Origin of the sequence: Dolichospermum sp. LEGE 00240 (assembly GCF_015207875.1) — a bacterium.
GTDB classification, from domain to species: Bacteria; Cyanobacteriota; Cyanobacteriia; order Cyanobacteriales; family Nostocaceae; genus Dolichospermum; species Dolichospermum gracile.
In genome coordinates this window covers 57137-81068 of record NZ_JADEVZ010000016.1, presented here as the reverse complement: position 1 = coordinate 81068, position 23932 = coordinate 57137, and the positions used below count along the sequence as shown (strand labels likewise).

Sequence of the window (23932 nt, the reverse complement as noted above, 5' to 3'; positions counted from 1 at the left end):
TGTAATGTTCCAGATTGCATTGTGCTGTGGAAGGTTTGCTGATTTTTCTAATTGTCCGATACCTGATAAGTAGATGATACTTTTTATCAATACACTATTTTACTACTTTGTCAATGCGTAAGTCCTAATATTCATGTTTATCCCCAATAGGAGACGTAATTTCCAGCACCCCTGCTAAATATGCCAATTTTACAGCATGATTTTCTTGTAACTGCACCTCAATAGTTTTAAACTGTTGTCAAGAAACACTAGGTACAGTTACCAGTTTTTCTTCTTCCTGTTCTAAAATTGGAACTTTCATAGAAAAAACCTGGGAATTTTTAGTTAACTATACTTTATCTTAGGATAAATGGTTTAGAGGGTATTACCCTACTTTGTGTTCCCTAAATTTTGCCTATATCTCTCCCCATAAACAGAAAATAATGTTTAAATAAGCGCAAGACAAGCTTGTGGCGAGGTTCACTAAATGAAATTGCGGGAATTATTAGCGGCTGTAGATGGAATTGAGTCTGTAAATATACCAGATATTGATATTCAAGGACTGAAAACTAATTCCCATGCCTGTGGTATGGGCGATTTGTTTATTGGGATGCCAGGAACTAGGGTAGATGGTGGGGAGTTTTGGTCTGGGGCTTTGGCTGCTGGTGCTGTAGCGGCGATTGTTTCCCCCGAAGCAATGAGGAAAAATCCGCCGACAGCAAACTCTGTGGTAATTAGTGCTGAGAATATGACTCAGGCTTGCGCTCAAATAGCTGCGGCTTTTTATGGTTATCCCGGACAAAAACTGAAAATGGTGGGTGTGACGGGGACAAATGGGAAAACTACTACCACTCATTTGATTGAATATTTCTTAACTCAGGGTAATTTAGCGACGGCGTTAATAGGTACGCTGTATACGCGCTGGCCTGGTTTTGAAGAGACCGCTGTGAATACTACTCCTTTTGCGGTGGATTTACAGCAACAATTGGCTAAAGCGATGAATGCTGGTTGTGATACTGGGGTGATGGAAGTTAGTTCTCATGCTTTGCACCAGGGTAGGGTTTTGACTTGTGCTTTTGAGGTGGGGGTGTTTACTAATCTCACTCAGGATCATTTGGACTATCATTTGGATATGGAGGATTATTTTGCCGCAAAAGCGTTGTTATTTAGTCCTAATTATCTGCAAGGACGGGCAATTATCAATGCTGATGATATCTACGGTCAACGGATAATTGCATCTTTGCATCGGGAACAGGTTTGGAGTTATAGCGTTAATGATAGTACGGCTGATTTTTGGATGAGTGATTTAAGTTATCAACCCCATGGGGTGAGTGGGATTTTACATACTCCTCAAGGTAATGTGGCTTTTAGTTCGCCTTTGGTTGGTCAATATAATTTAGAAAATCTTTTGGCTGCTGTGGGGGCGGTTGTCCATTTGGGGTTAGATTTGCAATTGGTAGCAGGTGCTATTTCTGGGTTTCCCGGTGTTCCTGGACGGATGGAACGGGTACAAATTAGTTCACAACAGGATATTAGTGTGATTGTGGATTATGCCCATACTCCTGATAGTTTGGAGAATTTGCTGAAGGCGGCTCGGCCGTTTATTCCTGGTAAAATGATATGTGTATTTGGTTGCGGGGGAGACCGCGATCGCACTAAACGTCCGAAAATGGGGAAAATTGCGGCGGAACTCGCAGATATAGCGGTGGTGACTTCAGATAATCCTCGCACGGAAGACCCGGAAAAGATATTAGAGGATGTGCTGGCAGGTATTCCTGATCTAGTGCAGGCAATGGTGATGAGCGATCGCTCTACCGCCATTCGGACGGCTATTTTACAGGCTCAACCTGGAGACGGTGTATTATTAGCCGGTAAAGGTCACGAAGACTATCAAATTCTCGGTACTGAAAAAATTCACTTTGACGACAGAGAACAGGCACGAGAAGCTTTACAGGAAAGAATAAATAACCAAAATTAGATCGTTAATTCTGTCAGAGTGGGGTTGTCCCACTCTTCCTGACTCCTGAATGGTAATTCAGATACCTCTAACTTCCAAAGGTAAAAAAATAGTCAAAACTTCCCCATTTTGGGGACGTTGACGCACAATTAATTTCCCCCCAATTGCTTGAAATAAATGCTTAGTTGCCGCCATATTTAAACTAATTGCCCCTGTTTCCGGCTGAAACATCAATAATTGACCCAATGACTTCCGAATTGGTGGCGTTGTCCTGTAGCTTTGATCTTGACAATCAAACTGAGGAGACAATTGCAACTTTAACTGATCACCTGCCGGAATTACTTGCACCTGAATACAACTACCAGGAGGTAAACTGCGCGTAAAATTCTCGATTAAACTGGTAAGCACCCTATCCAGCATTGCCGGATTACTAACCACCGTCGGTAACTGCTTCGGTAAAACCACATTTAAAGTTAAATTACGCCGGGTTGCCGCCAATTGCCAACGGGGAATACTCTGTTGTAAAATCTCATCCAAACACATCGGCGATAATTGGGAATTAGCAAATTTTGAAGGTTGTGATAAATTCTCTAACTCTGCCGCCTTGAATAATAACTCCATCCGGTCAATTTGCTCAGTACATTCATGATCAATAACCTCCAACCGACCGATAACATTAACAGGTAAATCCTTCCTTTTTAATAGTAACCGCGTCAGCATCCGAATAGTTGTTAACGGAGTGCGAACCTCATGAGCAAAGGCTTGGAGCAATTCCACATCAGAACGAGATGGAGATTTCGGCGGTGGAGTAGGTGAATGACAAGATAATGAAGTATGCGTAACTGGATTACTTTCTGCGGGAATAGTTAACTCTTGCAGTAATAACTGACTAAATTGAATTACAACTTGATAATCTGGAGCAACAAAAGGATAATTTTGTACCTTAACATCTAAGTCAGCAAACAATTCAGGGTTAGTTAAAACCACCCTAGCACCTATAGATTCCCAAGCCTTTTGGACAACTGCCGATTCAAAAGAAAACAAAAATTCCTTCTTACCATTCTCATTTTCCGCTAAAACCAAAACTAATCTAAATTTATCTGTAAATATCAAGCAAAACTGTTCCACACCCAGAGGATCAGCCGGTAACAAAGGTAAAATAGATTCTTGAAAAGTAGCAGTATGGGGAGTATTTGTTTCTATATTATTTATATTCTGCGTCACTTCTGACGGCATCATAAATGGCATCAACGCCAAAGGATTAAAAGGTCTAGCTGTAAAAGTTATTGTTTGTAATTGTTGTGCTAGTTGGGGGTGACTAAATAAAGGTGCAGGTGCAGCTAATACCAAACCTTGAGGATCATGAGATGAACTCGTGGCTAAAGTTTTCAACAGCAAGTTCTCCGTAGCCGCCAAACTCACACGCCATTGCTGCTCCGCCTTAGCCGTAGAACACTCAACGACAGGAGATTGATTTTCAGATAAAACTTCCTTGAGACTTGGCAAAATCCATTCGTACACAGGTTTTAACCTCTTGATTGCTTCAGCAGCTAATGGTAGTTATATTAGACATTTGCACTCTACATCCACGAGATTATCGTCATTGGGGTGAAGATAGAAAGTGGTATAACCGAACCTTTAAGGTGCAATATCCTCTCTTTGTTACCAAATCAGTCACCCATTGCCAATCCCAAAAAAGATGCGGCTGAGTCTTTAAGATGGAGAATATATAGATAGTGGCTACCTGTGAGCATCAAACCGTTAATATTCGATAGCCATGAGTACAATTAAATTGGCTCTTTTCAATAAAAGCGTTTTAATTTAGTTATTGAAAAGTTGTCATTTCGTCAGTTATCTGGACCTTTGGTTCATGACTTTTGGTTGTAGAAATTTAATTCTTTTTTAAGACTTGCTCCTGGGTATCACTCACAGTAAAATCCATCACTTCAACTATCCAACTTTGGAAATCAACATGAAAAAGCTCATTCCTTTTCTAGTTAGTGGCGTTTTAGCAGTTGGTATGGTTGGTTGTCAAGAAGCACCAAAAACAGGTTCAGAAACTACTGGTACTAGCACCACAACCCCCGTTGTTCCAGGCAAACCCGATTCTGATACCAACAGAATTATAGATAATTCTACCACAACTCCCACTGCAACTCCTATGACGATTTCTACCCCAACTCCCACTTCAACTCCTACTGCAACTTCTAAATCCACAACCGGCGTGAAAGGTGTCAAGGTAGAAGCTAGTGCGAAGACTGAGAAAAAACCCTAGTACCGCAAGGCGTTCGTCAAAATTCAAAAGTCAAAATTCAAAACCAAGACAGTATAGGCTTTTAACAATTGAGAATGGTCGGTTGATTTACGCCGTGTTGTACTAGTTATTTGATTTCATAGCCCTCTCACCTATCTTGCAGGTAGGTGATGAAATTGCTATAGCGATATTTAATCTAATCCCATAACTTGCCGATAACGAGGTGCTAATTGATCTAAATTAGCTGATTTAGGCTGTGTTTCCCAATGACTTCGGTTAAATAACTCTTGTCGCAGTTCATCAATATTAATTGTAGTAATTTTTCCATTACTAATAATTTGCTTGCCATTTACCCAAGCACTATTAACAACATTGACAGGACGACCTAAAACTAATAAACCAATGGGATCTGTGCGGGGAAGTAATGATAAATTATTGAGATCATATAAAACTATATCAGCTTTTTTACCAACAGTAATAGAACCAAGCTCATCTTCTACATTTAAACCTTTTGCACCTCCTAAAGATGCCATTTTTACAGCTTGACGGGGTGGAATCCAGGATTGATAATCTGGTTCTGTAAGATTATGTAGAATCGAACCAATTTTAATAGCTTCTAACAGGTCTTGGGAGTCATTACTAGAAGCACCATCACAGCCAAAAGTCACATTAATCCCCGCTTGAATACATTTGATAATTGGGGCAATACCACTGCCTAAACGGAGGTTGCTTAAAGGATTATGAACGACTGTAGACTTTGTTTGGGCAAGAATATTAATATCAGATTCCTTTAACCATACACAATGTGCTAAAGTTGTGCAACTGTTTAAAAATCCAAGTTGTTGTAAATGTTGAACCGCAGTACAACCATATTTTTCTTCAGCCAATTTTTCTTGGGCTTTGGTTTCTAATAAATGGGTATGACGACAAAGATCATACTTATTACTTAATGCGATACATCCTATAAATAAATCATCACTGCATAGCTGAATTCCCGTTGGGGCAACTAAAATATTAATTCCTACCTCTGGTTGATGAAATTGTTTTACTGCTGTTTCCATAATTGCTAAAGTTTCTCCCGAAGAGCGAAAATAAGGTTCATGATTTGCTTGTAATTCTCCATTAGGTATGCCCATACTCAAGGATTCGTCTTGAATTAGAGGGGCAATAAAAGCTCGGATACCTACTTCTTGATAAGCCCGAACTGCGGTAGAAATTGTCTCTAATTCTTGTCCAGGAATTAATACTAAATGATCGACTACACTTGTTCCTCCGGAAAGTAAAGTTTCTACGGCCGTTCCCAAAGCACTAAGATAAACTTGTTCTGTATTTAAAGGAGTAAAATCATATAAATGTGCTAACCATAATTCAAGAGGTAAAGGGGGAATTGCTCCTCGTTGCCACATTTCCGAAGAATGGGTATGGGCATTAAAAAAACCAGGAAGCAGCAGTTTATTCTCTCCATTAATTTCTGTACCAATTATTTCTAAATTAGGGGTAACAGCGGTAATTTTACCATCTACAACCTGTACATCTGTAGTTACGTAACTATCAGCAACGCTAATTAAAGTATTTTTAATTGTAAAGTTCATGATTTTAACCTTAATTAAGTAATTGACCATTAATATAATTTTAAGCTACAACATAAAAACTATATCGAGAATTGGCATTTATGAATCTACCCACTCGGAAATTAGGATTTGCACCAAATAACTGGCAAGTAAATCAGACATTTGCAGATATTACTCGTCCTCAAAAGACTCCACAACCAGCCATTTTAGCAACAGAAACTAAAACTCTGCGTTGCGACTTATCCAAAGTCGCTATTATTGTTATTGATATGCAAAATGATTTTTGTCATCCTGATGGTTGGTTAGCACACATTGGTGTAGATGTTACCCCTGCCCGTCAACCGATTGTCCCTCTACAACAATTATTACCACAACTGCGGGCTGCTGGTATACCTATAATTTGGCTAAATTGGGGTAATCGTCCAGATTTACTAAATATCAGCGCTGGTTTATTGCACGTATATAACCCCACAGGGGCAGGTATTGGACTAGGTGATCCCCTGCCCAGCAACGGTTCTCAGGTACTAATACAGGGCAGTTGGGCTGCTGCTGTGGTAGACGAACTAGAACAGCTACCAGAAGATATCCGGGTTGACAAGTATCGTATGAGTGGATTTTGGGATACACCCTTAGACAGTATTTTGCGAAATTTGGGTATAACTACAATCTTTTTTGCTGGTGTAAATGCTGATCAATGTGTTTTGTCAACTTTGTGTGATGCCAACTTTTTAGGATATGACTGTATCTTAGTCAAGGATTGTACGGCGACAACTTCACCGGAATATTGTTGGTTAGCAACTTTATATAATGTCCAAGAATGTTTCGGGTTTGTAACAGATTCCTCAGCAATTGTAGCCGCAATTCATCATTAATTTAACTGAAGTAAAAACACCAATTACCAATATGTACGCTACTAGTTGTGTCATTCCAGTTGTCAAATCTCCCAAAGACTATCAAGCATATCGGATTAGTCCCCATGACTCTAACCGATTAGCAATTATCTTTGATTCTGCCAGTGCAAATACTTCTTTAACTTGTTGTATAGAAATCTTTGATGTTGATGGACAAACACCACCAAATCGGCATCAACGGGCTGTAGAAATGTTTTTTATCCTCAAAGGAGAAGGAACTGCGATTTGTGATGGGAAAACAGTAAATATCAAAGCTGGAGACAGTTTACTAGTACCACCAACAGGGACGCATTTAATTAGAAATACAGGTGAAAATCGTCTTTATGTCTTAACAATTATGGTTCCCAATGAGGAGTTTTCGGAACTAATTCGCAGTGGTATGCCTGTAGAATTAGATGCTGAAGATATAACTATCCTGGGAAGATTAGATTCTTTGAAGTTTTTTTAGATCAATACTGTTGTCAAAAATCTGGAACCCTATTGATATCGTAACGATTGTATCGGGTTTCAGCCCTATATTTAGGGTTTGCTGAATAAGTTGTCTGTGAGGGGAGGTGACAGGTGCTACGCCACGGGGACAGGGAAGGAATTTTTTTCTTTCTTCTTTCTTTCTCCTGAACTCCTGAACTCCTGAACTCCGAACTCCGAACTTGCGCTTCTGGGTCTGGAGCGTGAGACAAATTCATAGTTTTATTCAGCAACGCCCTTTTCTCCATGCGCCAGGAAAAGTATAACGTTTTATTAAGTTAAGTCAAGCAACCTTAAGACCTGTATAGATAGGTAGATCAAGAGGAATCTGAGGATGGTAAGCTAAATGGTGAAATATAAAAGTGACTTAGGACGAAGTGTTAAATGGGTGTTTCCTTAACGGCTCCTCTCCTCCTTCGGGCTGCTCGTGGTGAACAAGTAGATCGTCCTCCTGTATGGATGATGCGACAAGCGGGACGCTACATGAAAGCTTACCGGGATTTACGGGATAAATATCCTTCATTCCGCGATCGCTCAGAAATTCCCGAAGTAGCGATCGAAGTTTCCCTCCAACCCTGGAGAGCGTTCCAACCCGATGGAGTAATTTTGTTTTCCGATATTGTCACCCCCTTACCAGGAATGGGGATTGATATGGATATTGCGGAAGGAAAGGGACCGATTATTTATTCGCCCATACGCACTAAAGAACAAGTTGATCAACTGCATTCCTTAGATCCAGAATCAGCACTGCCGTTTATCAGAACGATTTTGCAAGCATTACGGCAGGAAGTAGGTAATCAATCAACGGTGTTAGGCTTTGTCGGCGCACCTTGGACATTAGCAGCTTATGCGGTGGAAGGTAAGGGTTCTAAAACCTATTCCATCATCAAAAACATGGCCTTCTCAGATCCGACAATTCTCCATCAACTACTGACAAAATTAGCAGATTCTATTGCTGATTATGTCCGCTATCAAATTGATTGTGGCGCTCAAGTAGTACAAATGTTCGATTCTTGGGCAGGACAATTAAGCCCTCAAGATTATGATACCTTTGCTCTACCTTATCAAAAAATGGTGTTTGAAAAGGTCAAAGCCACTCATCCTGACGCACCATTAATTTTGTTGGTGACAGGTAGTGCGGGACTTTTGGAAAGAATGCCTGCCTCCGGTGCAGATATCATTACTGTAGACTGGGCCGTAGATATGGCAGATGCTAGAGCTAGATTAGGTAAGCACGTCAAAGTACAGGGTAATCTTGATCCGGGTGTATTATTTGGTTCTAAGGAATTTATCCGCGATCGCGTTTTGGACACCGTTCGCAAAGCTGGTAACTGGGGACATATCCTCAACCTTGGACATGGTGTCCTCCCCGAAACACCAGAAGAAAATGTGGCTTTCTTCTTTGAAACCGCCAAAAACCTTAACGCTTTGGTCTAGTTTTTCGGGTGGGTTTTTTGCCCACCTGATTTTTATTAACCGCAGATGAGGAAATAACGAACCACTCCAGGCACAGAGGACACAGAGAGAAATTTCTGTTATTTTTGAATAGGTTAACAGTAACATCCTGTACATCCTTAAATCCTGATTCTGACTAAATATTTTTCTGTAATCTTTAGATTTTACAGTCCACAAGTCTCGACGCGAGAGAAGAACCTCTCATCTAAATCTACAGACCATCTTCCGACTATCCTTGGACACGGTATATACCTAAAATTGATTTAAGTATGTATCTTTCACGCAAAAGTAACTTATTACCGCACTTTTGACAATATTGAAAATTATCAGGGTTAGGAAAAAGACAGTCAGGATTAAGACATTGACGCATAGACTCACAACCAAGGCTTCGTTGTAATTTTACCCTAATTAATCAAGATTTACGCAAAATCTCTCAAAACCTCATTTCTCTGCGTCCTCTGTGTCTCTGCGGTTCGTTTCCAAAAAATATATTAAGTTAACTAAGACCCAGATCCCCGACTTCTTAAAGGAGTCGGAGATCTATCTTCTCAAATCATGCTACAATTACCCACTGACCTCAACCATCCCCAAAAACCCCAACATCCAATTTCATGACCAAAAAACGTATTTTAGTTACAGGTGCAAGTGGCTGTATCGGTCACTATATCAGCGAAGCCTTAATTCAAAACACCAATCACGAATTGTATCTCTTAGTTAGAAACCCCAATAAACTACAAGTAGATACTACAGTTCGTCCAGGTATCACCATTCTTCAGGGTGATATGCGAGAAATTGGTAAATTTTCTAATTTACTCAAAACCATTGATATCGCCGTATTAACAGCCACTTCCTGGGGTGGTGAGGGCATTTTTGATATTAATGTCTTCAAAACTCTAGAATTAATGAATCTGCTAAATCCCGAAAGATGTGAACAGGTAATTTATTTTTCCACTGCGAGTGTTTTAAATAAGGAAAATAAACCACTTAAAGAAGCTGGAGAAATCGGTACAGATTATATCCGCTCTAAATATGATTGTTTACATCAAATCGAAAAGTTAGCTATTTTTCCCAAAATTACGACAGTTTTTCCTACCTTAGTTTTAGGTGGTGATGACAAAAAACCCTATTCTCATCTCACATCTGGTATTCCTGAAGTTACTAACTATATTAATTTGATTCGTTTTTTACAAGCAGATGGCAGTTTTCACTTTATTCATGGTAAGGATATTGCCACAGTTATCCAATATTTAATTGATTATCCACCACAACAGGGAGATCCCCGCCGATTTGTGTTAGGACAATCTTCTTTAACTGCAAATCAAGCCATTGAAGAAGTTTGTGCTTATTTCCGTAAGAAGATTTATTTCCGCATTCCTATATCTTTAGGTTTAGCGAATGTAATTATTGCTGTATTCCGCATTCAAATGGCAGCCTGGGATAGATTCTGTATGAATTATCGTCATTTTAGTTATGCTAATGCCATTAATCCTAGCAGCTTTAATTTACCAAATTACTGTGCCACAATGACTGATATTTTGAAAATTAGCGGCGTGAAAGCGGGAATTTAGATTACAGCCATTTTCAGGTGTAGGTAGGTTAGGAATGTGAATTAACCTGAGTTCGGTGTTAGGAGTTTCTCCTTCGGAGACGCTACGCGAACAGAGCTATGATTTTTTCAAGGAGATCATCAGGGTTTGAGACTCATATTTGGGGCAGTTTTCCAAAAATTATCTTATGTCGAACTCAGGTGAATTAAATAAAGTGCAAAAGTAAAAAAGTAGGGTGTGTTAGCGACAGCGTAACGTACCATTCCACATTAAGCCAGAATTGCAGGTTATTAAATTTGCGTTCCTTAGCAGGGAATGGGGAATTAGCAAACAATTCCCAATTACCACTAATTGACACTTTCACTAGTACAAAACGGCGTAAATAAACCAACCATTCTAAATCGTTAAAAAGCCTATACTGTCTTCGTTTTGACTTTTGACTTTTGACTTTTGACTTCCGCCCCCTCTTGCCTTGCTATAGCGACAATTTTCAACGCCAACCTACTTATCTAATCTTGAATGTACTCTTTACCTAAAACTAAAGCCATTTCAGCGCGAACAAATTCTCTACCTAAATAAGCTGCATGATCTAATAAAGTCACAGGACAATTTGGAGTTTCTTCAAAAATCTTGATACAGAGTTCTTTGGCTGTACGTCCGCTAAATACAGTTCTATGGCTTCTTTCCACTTTACCGCGCACAGGAATCACCTCACCTGTTTCGGGATTTACGGCTAAACCACGTTCGTTAATCACATTAGTGAAATGTTTGGCATAAATTAATCTTTCCTTTTGGTCTATGTAGATAATAAAATAGCCGTTGGGGTCAAGATCAATATGACGGTGAGAAAGTTTATGATCAATTGCTGTCAAATCTTCGAGTAGTAAATTCTTATGCATTGTCAAAAGCAAATTTATAGAAAGAGTATTTTCAGATTACATCAATATACAATATATAGATCCCCGATTTCTTTGAGAAGTTGGGGATCTATTTTAATCTATCTCCTTATTTAAAAGGTAACTCTGCATTAATGGCATCCATTTCTTTTTGTTCTAGTTGATTGACCTCCCGCACCCAAGGCAGGATAATCTGCCCTAAACGGTGGTTATAAAAGCGATGTAGGCTGTAATTCGGGGTGGCAGGGAAACCCCGGCGTTTTTTATGTTTACCACCAGCGCCGGGATCAAAATTTTGGATACCATGAGCGATCGCCCATGCAATTGGTGTATAATAACAAGCATCAAAATGTAAGCAATCTATGTCTTGAAAACTCCCCCAATAACGTCCATATAGTTTATCTTCTTTAAATAAACAAAAGGACATACCCACTGGTTGACCTGGATCTTCTTGATAATAAGCCGCAAAAAATACCACCCGATGCCGATAATTATGTTGTAACTGTTGAAAAAACTGCTTTGTCAAATACTTACTTCCCCACCAACCAAATTTATCACAGGTATCAGCATAAAAGTCATACATTAACGGAAACATAGAGTTAGGAATTTCCTCACCAGTTAACGCTTGCAATCTTAAACCTGCCTTTTCTACAGCTTTACGTTCCCGTTTAATATTCCGTCTTTGATTAGCATTAAATCCAGTTAAATAATCATCAAAAGTTTGAAAGTTGGCATTTTCCCAAATATAACTATGATGTAGCCAAGTTGTAAAACCCTGACTTTCTAAAATCGGTCGCCATTGGGGATCAACATAGAGAAAATGACAACCAGAAATCCGATTTTTCACACAAAAACTATCAATTTCATGGAGCATTAAAGCTGTAATTTCTTCCTCATTTTCCCCCGCAGCAATTAAAAAGCGATAGCCTTCCGCCGGGGTAAATGGAGTCATACCGAGCAACTTTGGATAGTAATCTATTCCCAACCGAGAAGCTAATTCCGCCCATTGATGATCAAAAACAAATTCGCCCTGGCTATGTCCTTTTAAATATAATGGAGCAGCCGCAATTAAAGTTCTATCTCGCCACAAAATCAAGTGATTTGGCAACCAACCAGTATTGGCTGTAACACTTTGAGATATTTCCAAATTGTGCAACCAATTCCATTCTAAAAAAGGCGTTTTTAATGGCATCGCTAAAGCATCCCATTCAACTTGGGGAACATCAGCGATTGTGTGCGTCCACACCAGAGAATAATGGGGTTTGTGTTCTTTGATCATTGTGTAAGTAGGTTAGTGTTAAAAATTGTCAGTATGGCAAGAGGCAAGAGTGAACCTGAGTGCGGTGTTAGGAGTTTCTCCTTCGGAGACGCTACGCGAACAGAGTTATGATTTTTTCAAGGAGATCATCAGGGTTTGAGACTCATATTTGGGGCAGTTTTCCAAAAATTATCTTATGTCGAACTCAAGTAAGAGTGAAGAAGTTTAGGGCGATTTTACAGGAGTTCGCGGTAAGCGTAAAGCTCAGTGGCTTTAGTCCTGAGAGTGTCAGTTTTCTTTATTCCTTCTTTTATTTTTTATTTCTTATTCACTTTTAACTCCTGACTCCTTCTTTCTGACTCCTAAATTATTCTATAGTGTAAAAATACTTCTTGATCGATTGTGGATACTTCTAATAGTTGTAACTTAGGAGCAAGATTAGATAAAAATCCTGTCCCCTCAACAGGTGAAGGCGCAATACTACCACCTAAAATCAGTGGACAAATAGTTAACCAGATTTCATCAATTAAATTAGATTCTAGGAAAGATGCCACTAATTGCCCTCCTCCCAAAATAGCTAATCGGCTAATTTGTAAACTTGTTAAATATTTTAAAGCAGCCAAAATGTCAATTTCTTGGCTAGGAGTTTCAAAGACTAAAACTTCTTCAAACTCTGATCTTTCTTGCCAAAAATAAGCTCCCAGAGAGGTTGTGAGTAACCATCGTCTTACTGGTTGTTGAAAAAATTTAATATCCGGATTCAGTTTGCCTGAACGGGAAATCACTATATGAACTGGCTGGGGGTGCTTATTTGCTATTTTTCTTTGTTGCAAGAGTATTGTCTCTGTGATGGTCATTGTTGTACCGTAGGCATGAAGAGTACCAGCACCAAATAAAACGGCATCAGCTGCAGCAATTTGTTTCCCCAGGTGTATTTTATCAACCACTGAGCCAAATCGAGCAGGCGATCGCTTAAAATCTGCTATTTTGCCATCAGCACTCATGGCTAAAACTACTGTGGTATGAGGACGATGTTGCATCATTGCATTACTTTGATATTTTTTATTAGGGGATATGTTTTCTCACAATTTATCACAATCAGACAACATTGAGAACTTTTAAAGATGCGAAGTGAGACAAACAATGGCTAAATTTCGTCAATCGTCATTTCGACAAATTTTAGTAACAAGAATACTGCTGGTATTTGTCCCAGTTTTATTAGTAGGAGAAATGGTTGCCCTCAATAAAGCCCGTTCTAGTCTATTAAATACTGCTCGACAAAATCTAACAGAAAGTGCGGTTAACAAAGGAGAAAAAATTAGTGATGATATTGCCGCTTTGCGCTCCAATTTAATTACAGCCAGTCAGACAAAAGTAATTAAATCTGGTTCACCTTTCCAAATTGAACAGTTTCTCAAACAGCTACAAAAACAACTACCAACTAAAATAGATTGTCTCCAATTTACCTACCTTAAAAAAGGTGAAATAATTGCCAGTAGTTGCGGGATGCAAGAAATTACCCCATCCGGTTTATCTCCCACCAGTGATGATGTTGATATTCAATTCATATTACCATCTCAATCTGGAAAAACTGGTAAAAGAGACAAACAAAATCAACTCCAGTTATTTTTATCAATTCCTATTGCTAACCAACGTGGTAATTTAGCTTACCGATTAAGCATTAAAACTACATTGTATCAACAAAATCCCAATCATCCAGGCTCATTGACGGGTCTTTTAGTAGTCATTGCTGAAGATGGTAGAGTTTTAGCCCACCCATTGCCAGAAAGAATCGGTACTAATATTAAAGATTATGCCGATGTAGAAAGAATACAAGCCATAGTTAAAAATGCTTTAGGTGGAAGTAATAATTCCAGTAATTTATCCTTTGTTGAAGGAGAGGAACTAGTTACAGGTTTTACAGCTACTACTAAACCTATCACCACAAGACCATCACAAAGATGGATTGTCCTAGCCGTTACAAGTGTAGAAAATGCCCTATTTGGTTTAGAAGAAATTAAACTAATTCTGATTGTTTTAACAGTTGGTTTAATTGGCGCAAGTTTATTGGCATCATTTTATTTAGTTCCTTATTTAGCTGGTCCTGTTGAAGAACTCCGCGATTATGCTGTTAATCTTCATAGTCACCATGCAGCACAACCCATTCCCCGCAACTTCAAAATTCGGGAATTTAACCAATTAGCACAAGCATTAGATCAAATGGTGGAAAGACTAAAAGATTGGGCGGAAGAATTAGAAATTGCTTGGAAAGAAGCCAAATCAGCTAACCAAGTAAAAAGCCAATTTTTAGCCACAACTTCCCATGAGTTAAGAAATCCCTTGAATATTATTATTAACTGTGTACGGTTAGTCCGTGATGATTTATGCGACAGTAGAGAAGAAGAATTAGAATTTCTCAAAAAAGCTGATGATACAGCGATTCATTTATTAAAGATAATTAATGATTTGCTAGATATTTCTAAAATAGAAGCTGGTAAACTTTCCGTAACTACAGTACCGCTGGATTTACGACAATTATTATTAGAGGTAATTAACTTACAATCAGTTAGTGTCCAATATAAAGGACTGCAATTAATTTGTGATATAGGTGATAAACCTATTCCCATAAAATCTGATGCCATTAAACTTAAACAAGTGCTAATTAATATTATTGGTAACGCTACTAAATTCACTGATGAAGGTAATATTCAAATTACGACAAGTATTTATCAGCATTATGTTTTAGTTTCCATAAAAGATACAGGAATTGGTATTGACCCAGGAGAACAAGGTAAACTATTTCATCCTTTTGTCATGGTTGACGGTACAACTACACGCAAGTTTGAAGGAACTGGATTGGGTTTAGCAATTTCTCGGAATTTAATTGAACTCATGGGTGGTAAAATCACTTTAGAGAGTTTAGGGTTAAATCAAGGAACAACAGTAATTATTAAATTACCGTTGATTGATCTTGCCTTATTACCTAATCCAGAAAAAAAAGATGTGGTCAGAAATGGAGTTAGGAGTTAATTCTGGTTCTCAGAAATGTTCCGCCCATGATAAATTTAAAATTATAATTCTCCTAACATGAAGCGACTTTTTTCAGGTATTTTTGTGGTGACAGTTTTATTACTAACTCCTGGTTGTTCATCAAATACTAAGTCTACGGAAACACAGGTTTCACCTAGTATGATGACGAATCATGACGGACATTCAATGGGAAATATGAATCATGGGGATAATTCACAAATAACTGCATTTGATTATATCCATGCACACGCAATGAAAGATTCTGCGGACGGAAAGGTTGAATTTCATACTAAGTTTACCAAGCCAGGAACATATAAAATGTGGATGCAATTTAATCGTAACGGACAAATGAAAACCGCAGATTTTTGGGTAAATGTAGAATAGAAAATCGTAGGTTGCGTTAAGCAGGGGAAAGCATTTCTTGAGATTCATCCCCGTGAGGCTACTAGTTTAGGTATTATTGATAATCAGTAGTTAGAGGTGCGATCGCGTCGTGGTACAACTAAGTTTCCAGCTAAAATCACAAAAGCTATTTCTCCTGGTACTGTCTTTGTCCATATCCACTGGGGTAAGCTATGGGCGGATGACGCAGAAGCCCCAGTTTTGTATGGCTACGCCACGCAAGCTATTGTTAATTATCAATGGTTATGATTGTTTCTTTGGATAACCAAATTATCCAAGAATGATCATGATTAATTTTATAATCTAACAGTACCTTGTCCAAATTGGAAAAAGCATTGACTTGTCCGTTGGGTTGAAGTATCAAACCCAAGATAAGCGTTGGGTTGCGCTATCGCTTAACCCAACAAAGCAGAAAATAGACAAGGTATTGAATCTAAGGGACGAATTATTACTTTTGAAAGCACTTCCTAAAACTGCAAAGTTTGTGAAAGTAGAAAATATATTTATGCTTTTTGATCTTTGAGATTTATCTACAGGATTTTTGTTTTATATTCGTAATTTCCAATTTAATTTTCATCAAGGAGTGTCAAATGAGAAGGTTTATTAAAAATTTTCTAGAACTTACGAGTGATAAAAGCTTTATTCATTTGATCGAAATTATTGAGGTAATAGTTGCTAAATTACTATCTCTCTTTATGGTAATAGTAATTTTTGCCACGCTTGCTGACCTGGCAATATTTATTTTTAAGGAAATACTTTCTTCCCAAGAAGGTAGTTTTAGTCAGACATTGTTTAAAATTTTTGGACTATTTCTCAATGTTTTAATTGCTTTAGAAATACTAGAAAATATTACTGGCTACCTCAAAAAGCACGTTTTACAAGTTGAATTAGTTATTGTCACTTCTTTAATTGCTATTGCCAGAAAAATTATTATTCTTGATTTGAAAGTTACTGAAGGTATAGAAATTATTGGTTTGGGGATTGCGATTCTTGCCCTATCCATTAGTTATTGGATAATTCGGAGTAGTCACCAAAAATAAAATTACTCGATGAGAACAGGTAATTTATTAAGTAGCTTTATTCAGCAAACCCTAAGTAGAAATTAATCAACTTTCTGCATAAAAAGGTGCGTTAATAAACGCACCCTAGGAAAATATTAACTGTCAGTTTTCATTTTCCAACCTGGTTTGACAACTTGACGACTTCTGGCAATTACCAAAGAATCATCAGGGACATCTTCTGTCACCGTTGAACCTGCGGCTATATAGACATCATTACCGACAGTAATAGGTGCAACTAACACGGTATTAGAACCAGTTTTGCTGCGATCGCCTATAATTGTCCTATGCTTCTTCACACCGTCATAATTAGCAGTGATTGTCCCCGCACCAACATTGACCTGAGTTCCGGTTGTGGTATCGCCTAAATATGATAAGTGTGCTACATTAGTGCGATCGCCTAATTGGGTATTTTTCAACTCCACAAAATTACCAATTCTGCAACCTACACCCACCTCAGCGTGACCACGTAAATGTGCGTAAGGTCCAATTCGAGTTTGAGATTGAATCACACTATCTGTAATTACAGAATACAGAACCGTGACATTTTCACCCAATTCACTATTCTCAATTAAACTTCCCGGACCAATGCGACTACCAGCTTGAATCACCGTCCTTCCTCGCAAATGGGTTTGCGGTTCAATAATCACATCCGGCTGTAATTCCACCGTTTCATCAATAGTAATACTTGCCGGATCAATTAACGTCACCCCCGCTAACAACCATTTTTCCTTAATCCGTTTTTGCAAAATATCATTAGCAGTTGCCAATTGCAATCTATCATTAATTCCCAAAATTTCTTGATGATCTTTCACATCTACAGCCATTACCTTACCAACTTGAGTAACAGCATCCGTTAGGTAATATTCTTTTTGAGCATTATTAGCTTGCAAATCTGGTAATATCTTCGCTAAATCAGGCCAATTAAAACAATAAATACCAGCATTTACCCGATCATTTTCTCTTTGATTAGGAGTACAATCCTTATCCTCAACTATTTTTTGGACAATACCCTCACTATTCCGAAAAACCCTACCATAACCTTGGGGATTTGCTAATTGTGCAGTCAGAATAGTACAGGAATTTTGATTTTCTTGGTGAGTTTGTAAGAGGTTTTTTAAAGTTGCTGTCCGTAACAAAGGCACATCGCCATTTAAAATCAATAAATCCCCAGTATAACCCTCTAAATGGGGAAGTAATTGTTGGATAGCATGACCTGTGCCTAATTGTACAGCCTGTTCTACAAATTCCACACCATAAATAGAATCCATAGCTGTTTTTACTTCTGTGGACTGATAACCAACAATCACTAACTTACGGGAAGGTGAAAGAGGTTCAGCACTTTCAATAACGCGTTCAACTAAAGATATTCCACCCAAGGAATGTAAAACTTTAGGTAGATTAGATTTCATTCTTGTACCTTTTCCAGCCGCGAGAATTGCTACAACAACCATAATTAAATATCAGTGAATTGGTGATAAATACTTTTTTGATTAACTCCCTTCCATGCCAGATCATATCAGTTAATCATTGCTACCTGTTGACTGTTCAGGTAAAATCTCCTGCGGTGTTGACGATCTTAACCACCTTTTGCGCCATTGTGAACTTGATTCCAATGTAGAAACTTGCACTTCCTCTTGTCGTCTTTTGAGGATCACTTCAGCAGTATCACTTAAATTAGGATCTCGATAAGGAATAGCAGCACGAGTTAATAAATGTTCGGCTTCAGCTTGAGAAAGAGGGGGCAAAGAGGATATAGTTGATCCCTGACCATGTTGAGGATATCCAGCAATAGTCCCTGGAGTCCGTCTCCCTACTGGTGGAGTCGAACCAACAACCAAACCCGCAGTTAACAGCGCAGTCCGTACCGCCGCCGCACAGGAATAAGTAGCCAGTAACCCATTTTGATCCAAGCATTCTGATACGTTTTGGATAAATTCCACTGTCCATAATTGTGGACATTGGGGAGGTGAAAAGGGGTCAAGAAAAATTGCATCTGCTTGAAAACCTGATTCATGTACTTGGAGAATTAAGTTTCTAGCATCACCAATTAGTAAAGTAGCTTGCAAATAATCTAGGTGGACTTGATGTTCAAACCCTATTTGAGTTAAAATTTTTATATATTTGTCCTCCCAACCATTGAATAACTGATGGTTAATTGCTGCTTGGGAGACAATGGGATTTAGTTCTAAGCCAATCACCTCCACACGACAACGAGGATTTACTTGCCAAATTGTCTGTAAAGCTGTCGCTGTGTTGTATCCTAGACCATAACAAATATCTAACAGCCGCACAAATCCCGTTTCGGCTAATACTGGTAATCGAGTCGGAATCGCAAATTTTAGCAAACTTTCCTGTTTTGCTCCATAGTGACTATGAAAGGCTTCATTAAACTCTGTGGAAAAAAAGGTAAAAGAACCATCTTGCGTTTGTTGGGGTATAAACATTTTAGGATTTTAGGAGTCAGGAGTCAGGAGTCAGGAGGAAGAAAGAAGAAGAAAGCCTGGGTGAGTCATTACCAATTACCAATTACCAATGAATAATCAATTTATTGTTTCTCCAGAATGGCTGTTTGCAAACCTCAAGAATTCTCAAGTTGTGATTGTTGATTGTCGGTTTTCTTTAGCTGATAGCCAATTAGGAAAACAACAGTATCAAACTAATCATATCCCAGGTTCTTATTATTTAGACTTAAATCAAGATTTATCTAGTCCTGTACAAGAACATGGGGGCAGACATCCTTTACCAAATATCACAGAATTAGCTGAAAAGTTATCAGCAATTGGGGTAAATTCCCAAAAAACTTTAGTAGTGGCTTATGATGATTCTCGCTTGGCTTTTGCCTCTCGTTTATGGTGGTTATTGCGGTATTTAGGACATGAACAAGTAGCTGTTTTAGATGGTGGTTTTGACCGTTGGCAAAAAGCAGGTTATGCCATTACAGATGTCATTCCTACTGCGGAAAGAGGAACATTTATTCCCCAATTACAAGGGGATAAAGTTGTAGATTTTGCCTATGTTAAAAATCACAAAGATAGTGAAAATGTGGTTTTAATAGACTCTAGGGAAGGAGAACGTTATCGTGGAGAAAAAGAACCAATTGATAAAATTGCTGGACACATTCCTGGTGCTGTTAATTATCCCTGGCAAGAAGTAACGGACGCTGCTGGCTGGGTAATTCCCCAGTTAGAACAATCTCAACGGTGGCAAAATATAGATACAAATAAAGAAATTTTAGTGTATTGTGGTTCAGGTGTCACAGCTTGTGTAAATTTACTTTCTTTAGCCATAGCTGGAATTCCCTCCGCTAAACTTTACCCTGGTAGTTGGAGTGATTGGATTAGTTATTAGTTAGTTGTCAGTTGTCAGTTACGTTAGATTAAATCTAGGCAGTTTGACTATATGTAGTTCAATAGCCTATTTTTAGTGAAAAAAGTAGAAATTTATGACTTTTGATTACGACTTATTTGTGATTGGCGCTGGTTCTGGGGGGTTGGCTGCTTCTAAACGGGCGGCCAGTTATGGTGCAAAAGTGGCGATCGCCGAATATGATTTAGTTGGTGGTACTTGTGTAATTCGCGGTTGTGTCCCCAAAAAACTCATGGTTTACGGTTCTCACTTCCCCGCCCAATTTCAAGAAGCCGCAGGTTATGGTTGGACAGTGGGAGATGTAAAATTTGACTGGGAACATTTCATCACATCCATAGACAAAGAAGTTAACAGACTTTCCCAACTTCACATCAGCTTTTTAGAAAAAGCTGGAGTAGAATTAATTTCCGGTCGTGCTACCTTCATAGACCCCCACACAGTTGAAGTCAACGGGAAACAATATACAGCCGCGAAAATTTTAATTGCTGTCGGTGGTCGTCCCGTTAAACCAGAAATCCCCGGTATAGAACACGCCATTACTTCCAATGAAATCTTTCACCTGAAAACCCAACCCAAACATATCGCTATCATTGGTGCTGGTTATATCGGTAGTGAATTTGCCTGTATTATGCGCGGTTTGGGTTCAGAAGTTACCCAGATTATCCGCAAAGAGCAAATTTTGAACGGGTTTGACCAAGATATCCGCACCAGTATCCAAGAAGGAATGACCAATCATGGTATTCGCATTATCCAAAATACTCAAGTGACAGCAATAGAAAAAGTGGACGCAGGACTAAAACTAACTTTATCTGGAGACCAAGAACCCATCATTGCTGATGTATTTTTAGTAGCAACCGGTCGCAGTCCTAATATTGAAGGATTAGCCTTAGAAAATGCCCAACTTGATTGTGTTCCCAGTTCTGAAGAAGAACCAGGATATAGCACCTCAAAGGCAATTTCCGTCAATGAATACAGTCAAACTTGCCAACCCCATATTTATGCTGTTGGTGATGTCACAGACCGCTTAAATTTAACCCCCGTCGCCATTGGTGAAGGACGTGCTTTTGCTGACAGTGAATTTGGCAACAACCGCCGCGAATTTAGTCATGAAACCGTTGCCACAGCCGTATTTACCACACCAGAAGCGGCCACAGTCGGTTTAACAGAAGCCCACGCTAGGGGCAAATTCGGTGATGACAACATCAAAATTTATCGTACCAGCTTCCGCCCCATGTACTACACTTTGGCAGGTAAGCAAGAGAAAACCATGATGAAGCTAATAGTAGATACTAGCACTGATAAAATTCTAGGCGCTCACATGGTGGGAGATAGTGCCGCAGAAATTATTCAAGGTGTCGCTATTGCAGTAAAAATGGGCGCGACCAAAGCTGATTTTGATGCCACTGTAGGTATTCATCCCTCCGCAGCAGAGGAATTTGTTACCATGAGATAATAAAAGTAGGGTGCGTTAGCAACAGCGTAACGCACCTTTTAACTGGCATTCCGCACTTCAAAATGTCACATACTTGTGCTTCAAAAAATGTTATCAAATCAGGGTAAGTTCGGAGTTCAGGAGTTCAGGAGAAAGAAAGAAGAAAGAAGAAAATTCCTTCCCTATCTGACCATTATTAGCCCGATATTGGTAATCTTGGTGTATGACAAAATGAATTGCGGAATATGGCTTGTAACGGCCGATTTTAGCTTTTCACATAATCACTTAACATTTTTTCCAACCGTTCCACACTCAGACGAGGAGAAGGACGGGGTATAGGTTTTTCTCTACCGTCGCCAGTGAGTAAATATAGTACCGGAATTTCATATTGATATACTGCAAACCAATCATCACGGGTGGTAATATCGCGTACTTCTAACTCAAAACTGAGATTTTTGATTTGTTCCAGTTTTTCCTGTAATCCTTCACAAAGATGACAACCGGGTTTGCTGTAGAGAATTAATTGCATGAGTTGAGATTAAACAATGAAAATGTGTTTTATAGCTATTTTAACTAAAAATACAATTTTATAGAAAAGTATCTGATAGCGTAGCGTGGCGTAAGCCATATCAGGATACTCAAGATTACAAGATTAACAGGATAAAAGAATAGATGATAATTAATTCTGTTTATTTACAGGATTTATGCAGTAGTAAAGCACCCTACCAATATGCCAGTTGCGTAAGTCATGTTACATTCACAAAACCTTACCAAATCCTCCACCTCCAGGAGTTTCTATGATAAAAACATCCCCCGGTTGCATCTCTACTGTAGCTGTATTCCCTAAATTTTCTTCAGTTCCATTTTCACGTTTTATCCAGTTTCTTCCCACTTTTCCGCTGTCTCCACCATCCAAACCAAAGGGAGGAATTAACCGATGACTAGAAAGAATATTAGCTGTCATTGGTTCGAGAAATTTAAGACGACGAATTACGCCATTTCCACCTGTGTATTTGCCTTTACCACCACTATCAGAACGCAAACTAAAGCTTTCTACTTGAATAGGATAACGAGTTTCTAAAACTTCTGGATCAGTTAGACGGGAGTTAGTCATGTGTGTATGAATTGCATCAGTACCATGAAAATTCATCCCCGCACCTGAACCACCACAAATGGTTTCATAATATTGATATTTTTCATTTCCAAAAGTAAAATTATTCATCGTTCCCTGGGAAGCAGCCATGACACCCAATGCACCATATAAAGCATCAACAATTGTTTGGGAAGTTTCTACATTTCCTGCTACCACTGCTGCGGGATAAATTGGGTTTAACATACAGCCTTCAGGAATAATAATTTCTAAAGGTTTAAGACATCCAGCATTGAGAGGAATATTATCATCAACTAGAGTCCGAAACACATACAAAATGGCTGCTTGTGTTACGGCTTTGGGAGCATTAAAATTACTATTTAGTTGTGCAGATGTTCCCATAAAATCAATTTTGGCACTCCGATTTTCTCGGTTAATTGTCACCGCAACCTGAATTTTTGCACCGCCATCCATTTCATAAATAAATGCACCATCTTTGAGGACATCAATCGCTTTTCTGACGGATTCTTCAGCATTATTTTGGACAAACTGCATATAAGTTTGTACTGTTGTGATTCCATATTGATTGACCATTTTACCAAGTTCTTGGACTCCCCTTTCATTAGCAGCTATTTGAGCTTTAAAATCGGCAATATTTTGATCAGGATTTCGACTAGGATAGGGATGATTTAAGAGATAATTTCTCACGGCTGTTTCTTGAAAGTCTCCCTGTTCAACTAAGAGAAAATTATCAAATATAATTCCTTCTTCTGCGACTGTGGTACTGTGAGGAGGCATAGAACCAGGAGTAATACCACCTATATCTGCTTGATGTCCACGAGAAGCAACATAAAAGATAATTTGTGTTTTTTCTCCATCAAAAATTGGGGTAATGGCTGTGACATCAGGTAAATGTGTTCCCCCGTTGTAGGGGTTATTTGATAAATAAACATTTCCTGGTTTGATAGTGTCACCTTGATCATTAATTAAACTGCGGACACTTTCACTCATTGAGCCTAAATGTACAGGAATATGAGGTGCATTTGCAACTAATGAACCGGAAGCATCAAAAATAGCACAGGAAAAATCTAGCCGTTCTTTAATATTAACTGATGTTGCGGTATTTTGCAGCACAATTCCCATTTGTTCGGCGATGAATTGATAGAGGTTTTTGAATATTTCTAGGCGAATGGGATCTGGTTGAGATGTGGTGTACATTTTTTTCTCTTAATTAATTTTAAGATAAACAATATGT

Annotated in this window: 21 protein-coding genes and 1 pseudogene; 12 read left to right on the top strand and 10 right to left on the bottom strand. The window is 38.7% G+C overall.

Going from position 1 to position 23932, the window contains the following annotated elements:
• Nucleotides 1-466: 466 nt before the first annotated feature.
• On the top strand, nt 467-1957 hold the full coding sequence (locus tag IQ226_RS07820; RefSeq protein WP_193894216.1) for a UDP-N-acetylmuramoyl-L-alanyl-D-glutamate--2,6-diaminopimelate ligase: 1491 nt from the start codon (nt 467-469) through the stop codon (nt 1955-1957).
• Between the two features lie 57 nt (nt 1958-2014).
• Here IQ226_RS07820 and IQ226_RS07815 read toward each other — a convergent pair whose 3' ends face one another.
• On the bottom strand, nt 2015-3457 hold the full coding sequence (locus tag IQ226_RS07815; protein ID WP_193894213.1) for a HAMP domain-containing sensor histidine kinase: 1443 nt from the start codon (nt 3455-3457) through the stop codon (nt 2015-2017).
• A gap of 451 nt (nt 3458-3908) precedes the next feature.
• Here IQ226_RS07815 and IQ226_RS07810 point away from each other — a divergent pair, with 451 nt between their 5' ends.
• Complete coding sequence (locus IQ226_RS07810) at nt 3909-4211, top strand: hypothetical protein (RefSeq protein ID WP_193894210.1); 303 nt, start codon at nt 3909-3911, stop codon at nt 4209-4211.
• A 170-nt stretch (nt 4212-4381) separates the two neighbouring features.
• Here IQ226_RS07810 and IQ226_RS07805 read toward each other — a convergent pair whose 3' ends face one another.
• The gene (locus IQ226_RS07805) at nt 4382-5782 is read right to left on the bottom strand and encodes an amidohydrolase (protein WP_193894207.1); all 1401 of its coding nucleotides are present in this window, start codon (nt 5780-5782) and stop codon (nt 4382-4384) included.
• Nucleotides 5783-5862: 80 nt separating this feature from the next.
• On the opposite strand from IQ226_RS07805, the gene IQ226_RS07800 reads away from it, so the two are divergent.
• The 3 genes from IQ226_RS07800 to hemE all read left to right on the top strand — a co-directional run bounded on the left by IQ226_RS07800 (nt 5863) and on the right by hemE (nt 8577).
• Complete coding sequence (locus IQ226_RS07800) at nt 5863-6633, top strand: cysteine hydrolase family protein (RefSeq protein ID WP_193894204.1); 771 nt, start codon at nt 5863-5865, stop codon at nt 6631-6633.
• A 31-nt stretch (nt 6634-6664) separates the two neighbouring features.
• The gene (locus IQ226_RS07795; protein ID WP_193894201.1) at nt 6665-7120 is read left to right on the top strand and encodes a cupin domain-containing protein; all 456 of its coding nucleotides are present in this window, start codon (nt 6665-6667) and stop codon (nt 7118-7120) included.
• Nucleotides 7121-7524: 404 nt separating this feature from the next.
• Entirely contained in the window at nt 7525-8577 is a 1053-nt protein-coding gene (gene hemE / locus IQ226_RS07790) for a uroporphyrinogen decarboxylase (protein WP_193894198.1), read from the top strand.
• Between the two features lie 247 nt (nt 8578-8824).
• Here hemE and IQ226_RS25880 read toward each other — a convergent pair whose 3' ends face one another.
• The gene (locus IQ226_RS25880) at nt 8825-8965 is read right to left on the bottom strand and encodes a 4-Cys prefix domain-containing protein (RefSeq protein WP_370567102.1); all 141 of its coding nucleotides are present in this window, start codon (nt 8963-8965) and stop codon (nt 8825-8827) included.
• Nucleotides 8966-9206: 241 nt separating this feature from the next.
• Here IQ226_RS25880 and IQ226_RS07785 point away from each other — a divergent pair, with 241 nt between their 5' ends.
• On the top strand, nt 9207-10163 hold the full coding sequence (locus IQ226_RS07785) for an NAD(P)-dependent oxidoreductase (protein WP_193894195.1): 957 nt from the start codon (nt 9207-9209) through the stop codon (nt 10161-10163).
• 488 nt (nt 10164-10651) lie between these two features.
• On the opposite strand, the gene IQ226_RS07780 is transcribed toward IQ226_RS07785, so the two are convergent.
• From IQ226_RS07780 to IQ226_RS07770, 3 genes are all read right to left on the bottom strand, one after another.
• On the bottom strand, nt 10652-11041 hold the full coding sequence (locus IQ226_RS07780) for a DUF4346 domain-containing protein (RefSeq protein WP_193894231.1): 390 nt from the start codon (nt 11039-11041) through the stop codon (nt 10652-10654).
• 106 nt (nt 11042-11147) lie between these two features.
• Nucleotides 11148-12317 carry a GNAT family N-acetyltransferase gene (locus IQ226_RS07775; protein ID WP_193894192.1) on the bottom strand — a complete coding sequence of 390 codons (1170 nt, stop codon included), beginning with the start codon at nt 12315-12317 and terminating at the stop codon, nt 11148-11150.
• Nucleotides 12318-12658: 341 nt separating this feature from the next.
• Nucleotides 12659-13339, bottom strand: coding sequence for a RibD family protein (locus IQ226_RS07770; protein WP_193894189.1), 681 nt, complete (start codon nt 13337-13339; stop codon nt 12659-12661).
• A gap of 100 nt (nt 13340-13439) precedes the next feature.
• Between IQ226_RS07770 and IQ226_RS07765 the strand changes: the two genes are divergently transcribed.
• The 4 genes and pseudogenes from IQ226_RS07765 (at nt 13440) to IQ226_RS07750 (ending at nt 16768) form a co-directional block, all read left to right on the top strand.
• A complete protein-coding gene (locus IQ226_RS07765; RefSeq protein ID WP_193894186.1) occupies nt 13440-15326 on the top strand; it encodes an ATP-binding protein in 1887 nt (628 codons plus the stop codon).
• 57 nt (nt 15327-15383) lie between these two features.
• Nucleotides 15384-15710, top strand: coding sequence for a hypothetical protein (locus IQ226_RS07760; protein ID WP_193894183.1), 327 nt, complete (start codon nt 15384-15386; stop codon nt 15708-15710).
• Between the two features lie 33 nt (nt 15711-15743).
• A pseudogene (locus IQ226_RS07755) lies at nt 15744-15932 on the top strand (molybdopterin dinucleotide binding domain-containing protein); the annotation flags it as partial.
• Nucleotides 15933-16318: 386 nt separating this feature from the next.
• Nucleotides 16319-16768, top strand: a complete 450-nt coding sequence (locus IQ226_RS07750; RefSeq protein ID WP_193894180.1) for a phosphate-starvation-inducible PsiE family protein — start codon at nt 16319-16321, stop codon at nt 16766-16768.
• 116 nt (nt 16769-16884) lie between these two features.
• Here the strand turns inward: IQ226_RS07750 and glmU are convergent, their stop codons facing one another.
• Nucleotides 16885-18240, bottom strand: a complete 1356-nt coding sequence (glmU, locus tag IQ226_RS07745; protein ID WP_193894176.1) for a bifunctional UDP-N-acetylglucosamine diphosphorylase/glucosamine-1-phosphate N-acetyltransferase GlmU — start codon at nt 18238-18240, stop codon at nt 16885-16887.
• A 69-nt stretch (nt 18241-18309) separates the two neighbouring features.
• Nucleotides 18310-19233 (bottom strand): tRNA (5-methylaminomethyl-2-thiouridine)(34)-methyltransferase MnmD, encoded by a 924-nt coding sequence (locus tag IQ226_RS07740; protein WP_193894173.1) that lies wholly within the window; start codon nt 19231-19233, stop codon nt 18310-18312.
• A gap of 88 nt (nt 19234-19321) precedes the next feature.
• Here IQ226_RS07740 and IQ226_RS07735 point away from each other — a divergent pair, with 88 nt between their 5' ends.
• Nucleotides 19322-20137 carry a sulfurtransferase gene (locus IQ226_RS07735; protein ID WP_193894170.1) on the top strand — a complete coding sequence of 272 codons (816 nt, stop codon included), beginning with the start codon at nt 19322-19324 and terminating at the stop codon, nt 20135-20137.
• A gap of 94 nt (nt 20138-20231) precedes the next feature.
• Complete coding sequence (gor, locus tag IQ226_RS07730; RefSeq protein WP_193894167.1) at nt 20232-21608, top strand: glutathione-disulfide reductase; 1377 nt, start codon at nt 20232-20234, stop codon at nt 21606-21608.
• A gap of 244 nt (nt 21609-21852) precedes the next feature.
• On the opposite strand, the gene IQ226_RS07725 is transcribed toward gor, so the two are convergent.
• Nucleotides 21853-22116 (bottom strand): glutaredoxin family protein, encoded by a 264-nt coding sequence (locus IQ226_RS07725; RefSeq protein ID WP_193894164.1) that lies wholly within the window; start codon nt 22114-22116, stop codon nt 21853-21855.
• A 228-nt stretch (nt 22117-22344) separates the two neighbouring features.
• Nucleotides 22345-23895, bottom strand: coding sequence for a hydantoinase B/oxoprolinase family protein (locus IQ226_RS07720; RefSeq protein WP_193894161.1), 1551 nt, complete (start codon nt 23893-23895; stop codon nt 22345-22347).
• Nucleotides 23896-23932 lie beyond the last annotated feature (37 nt).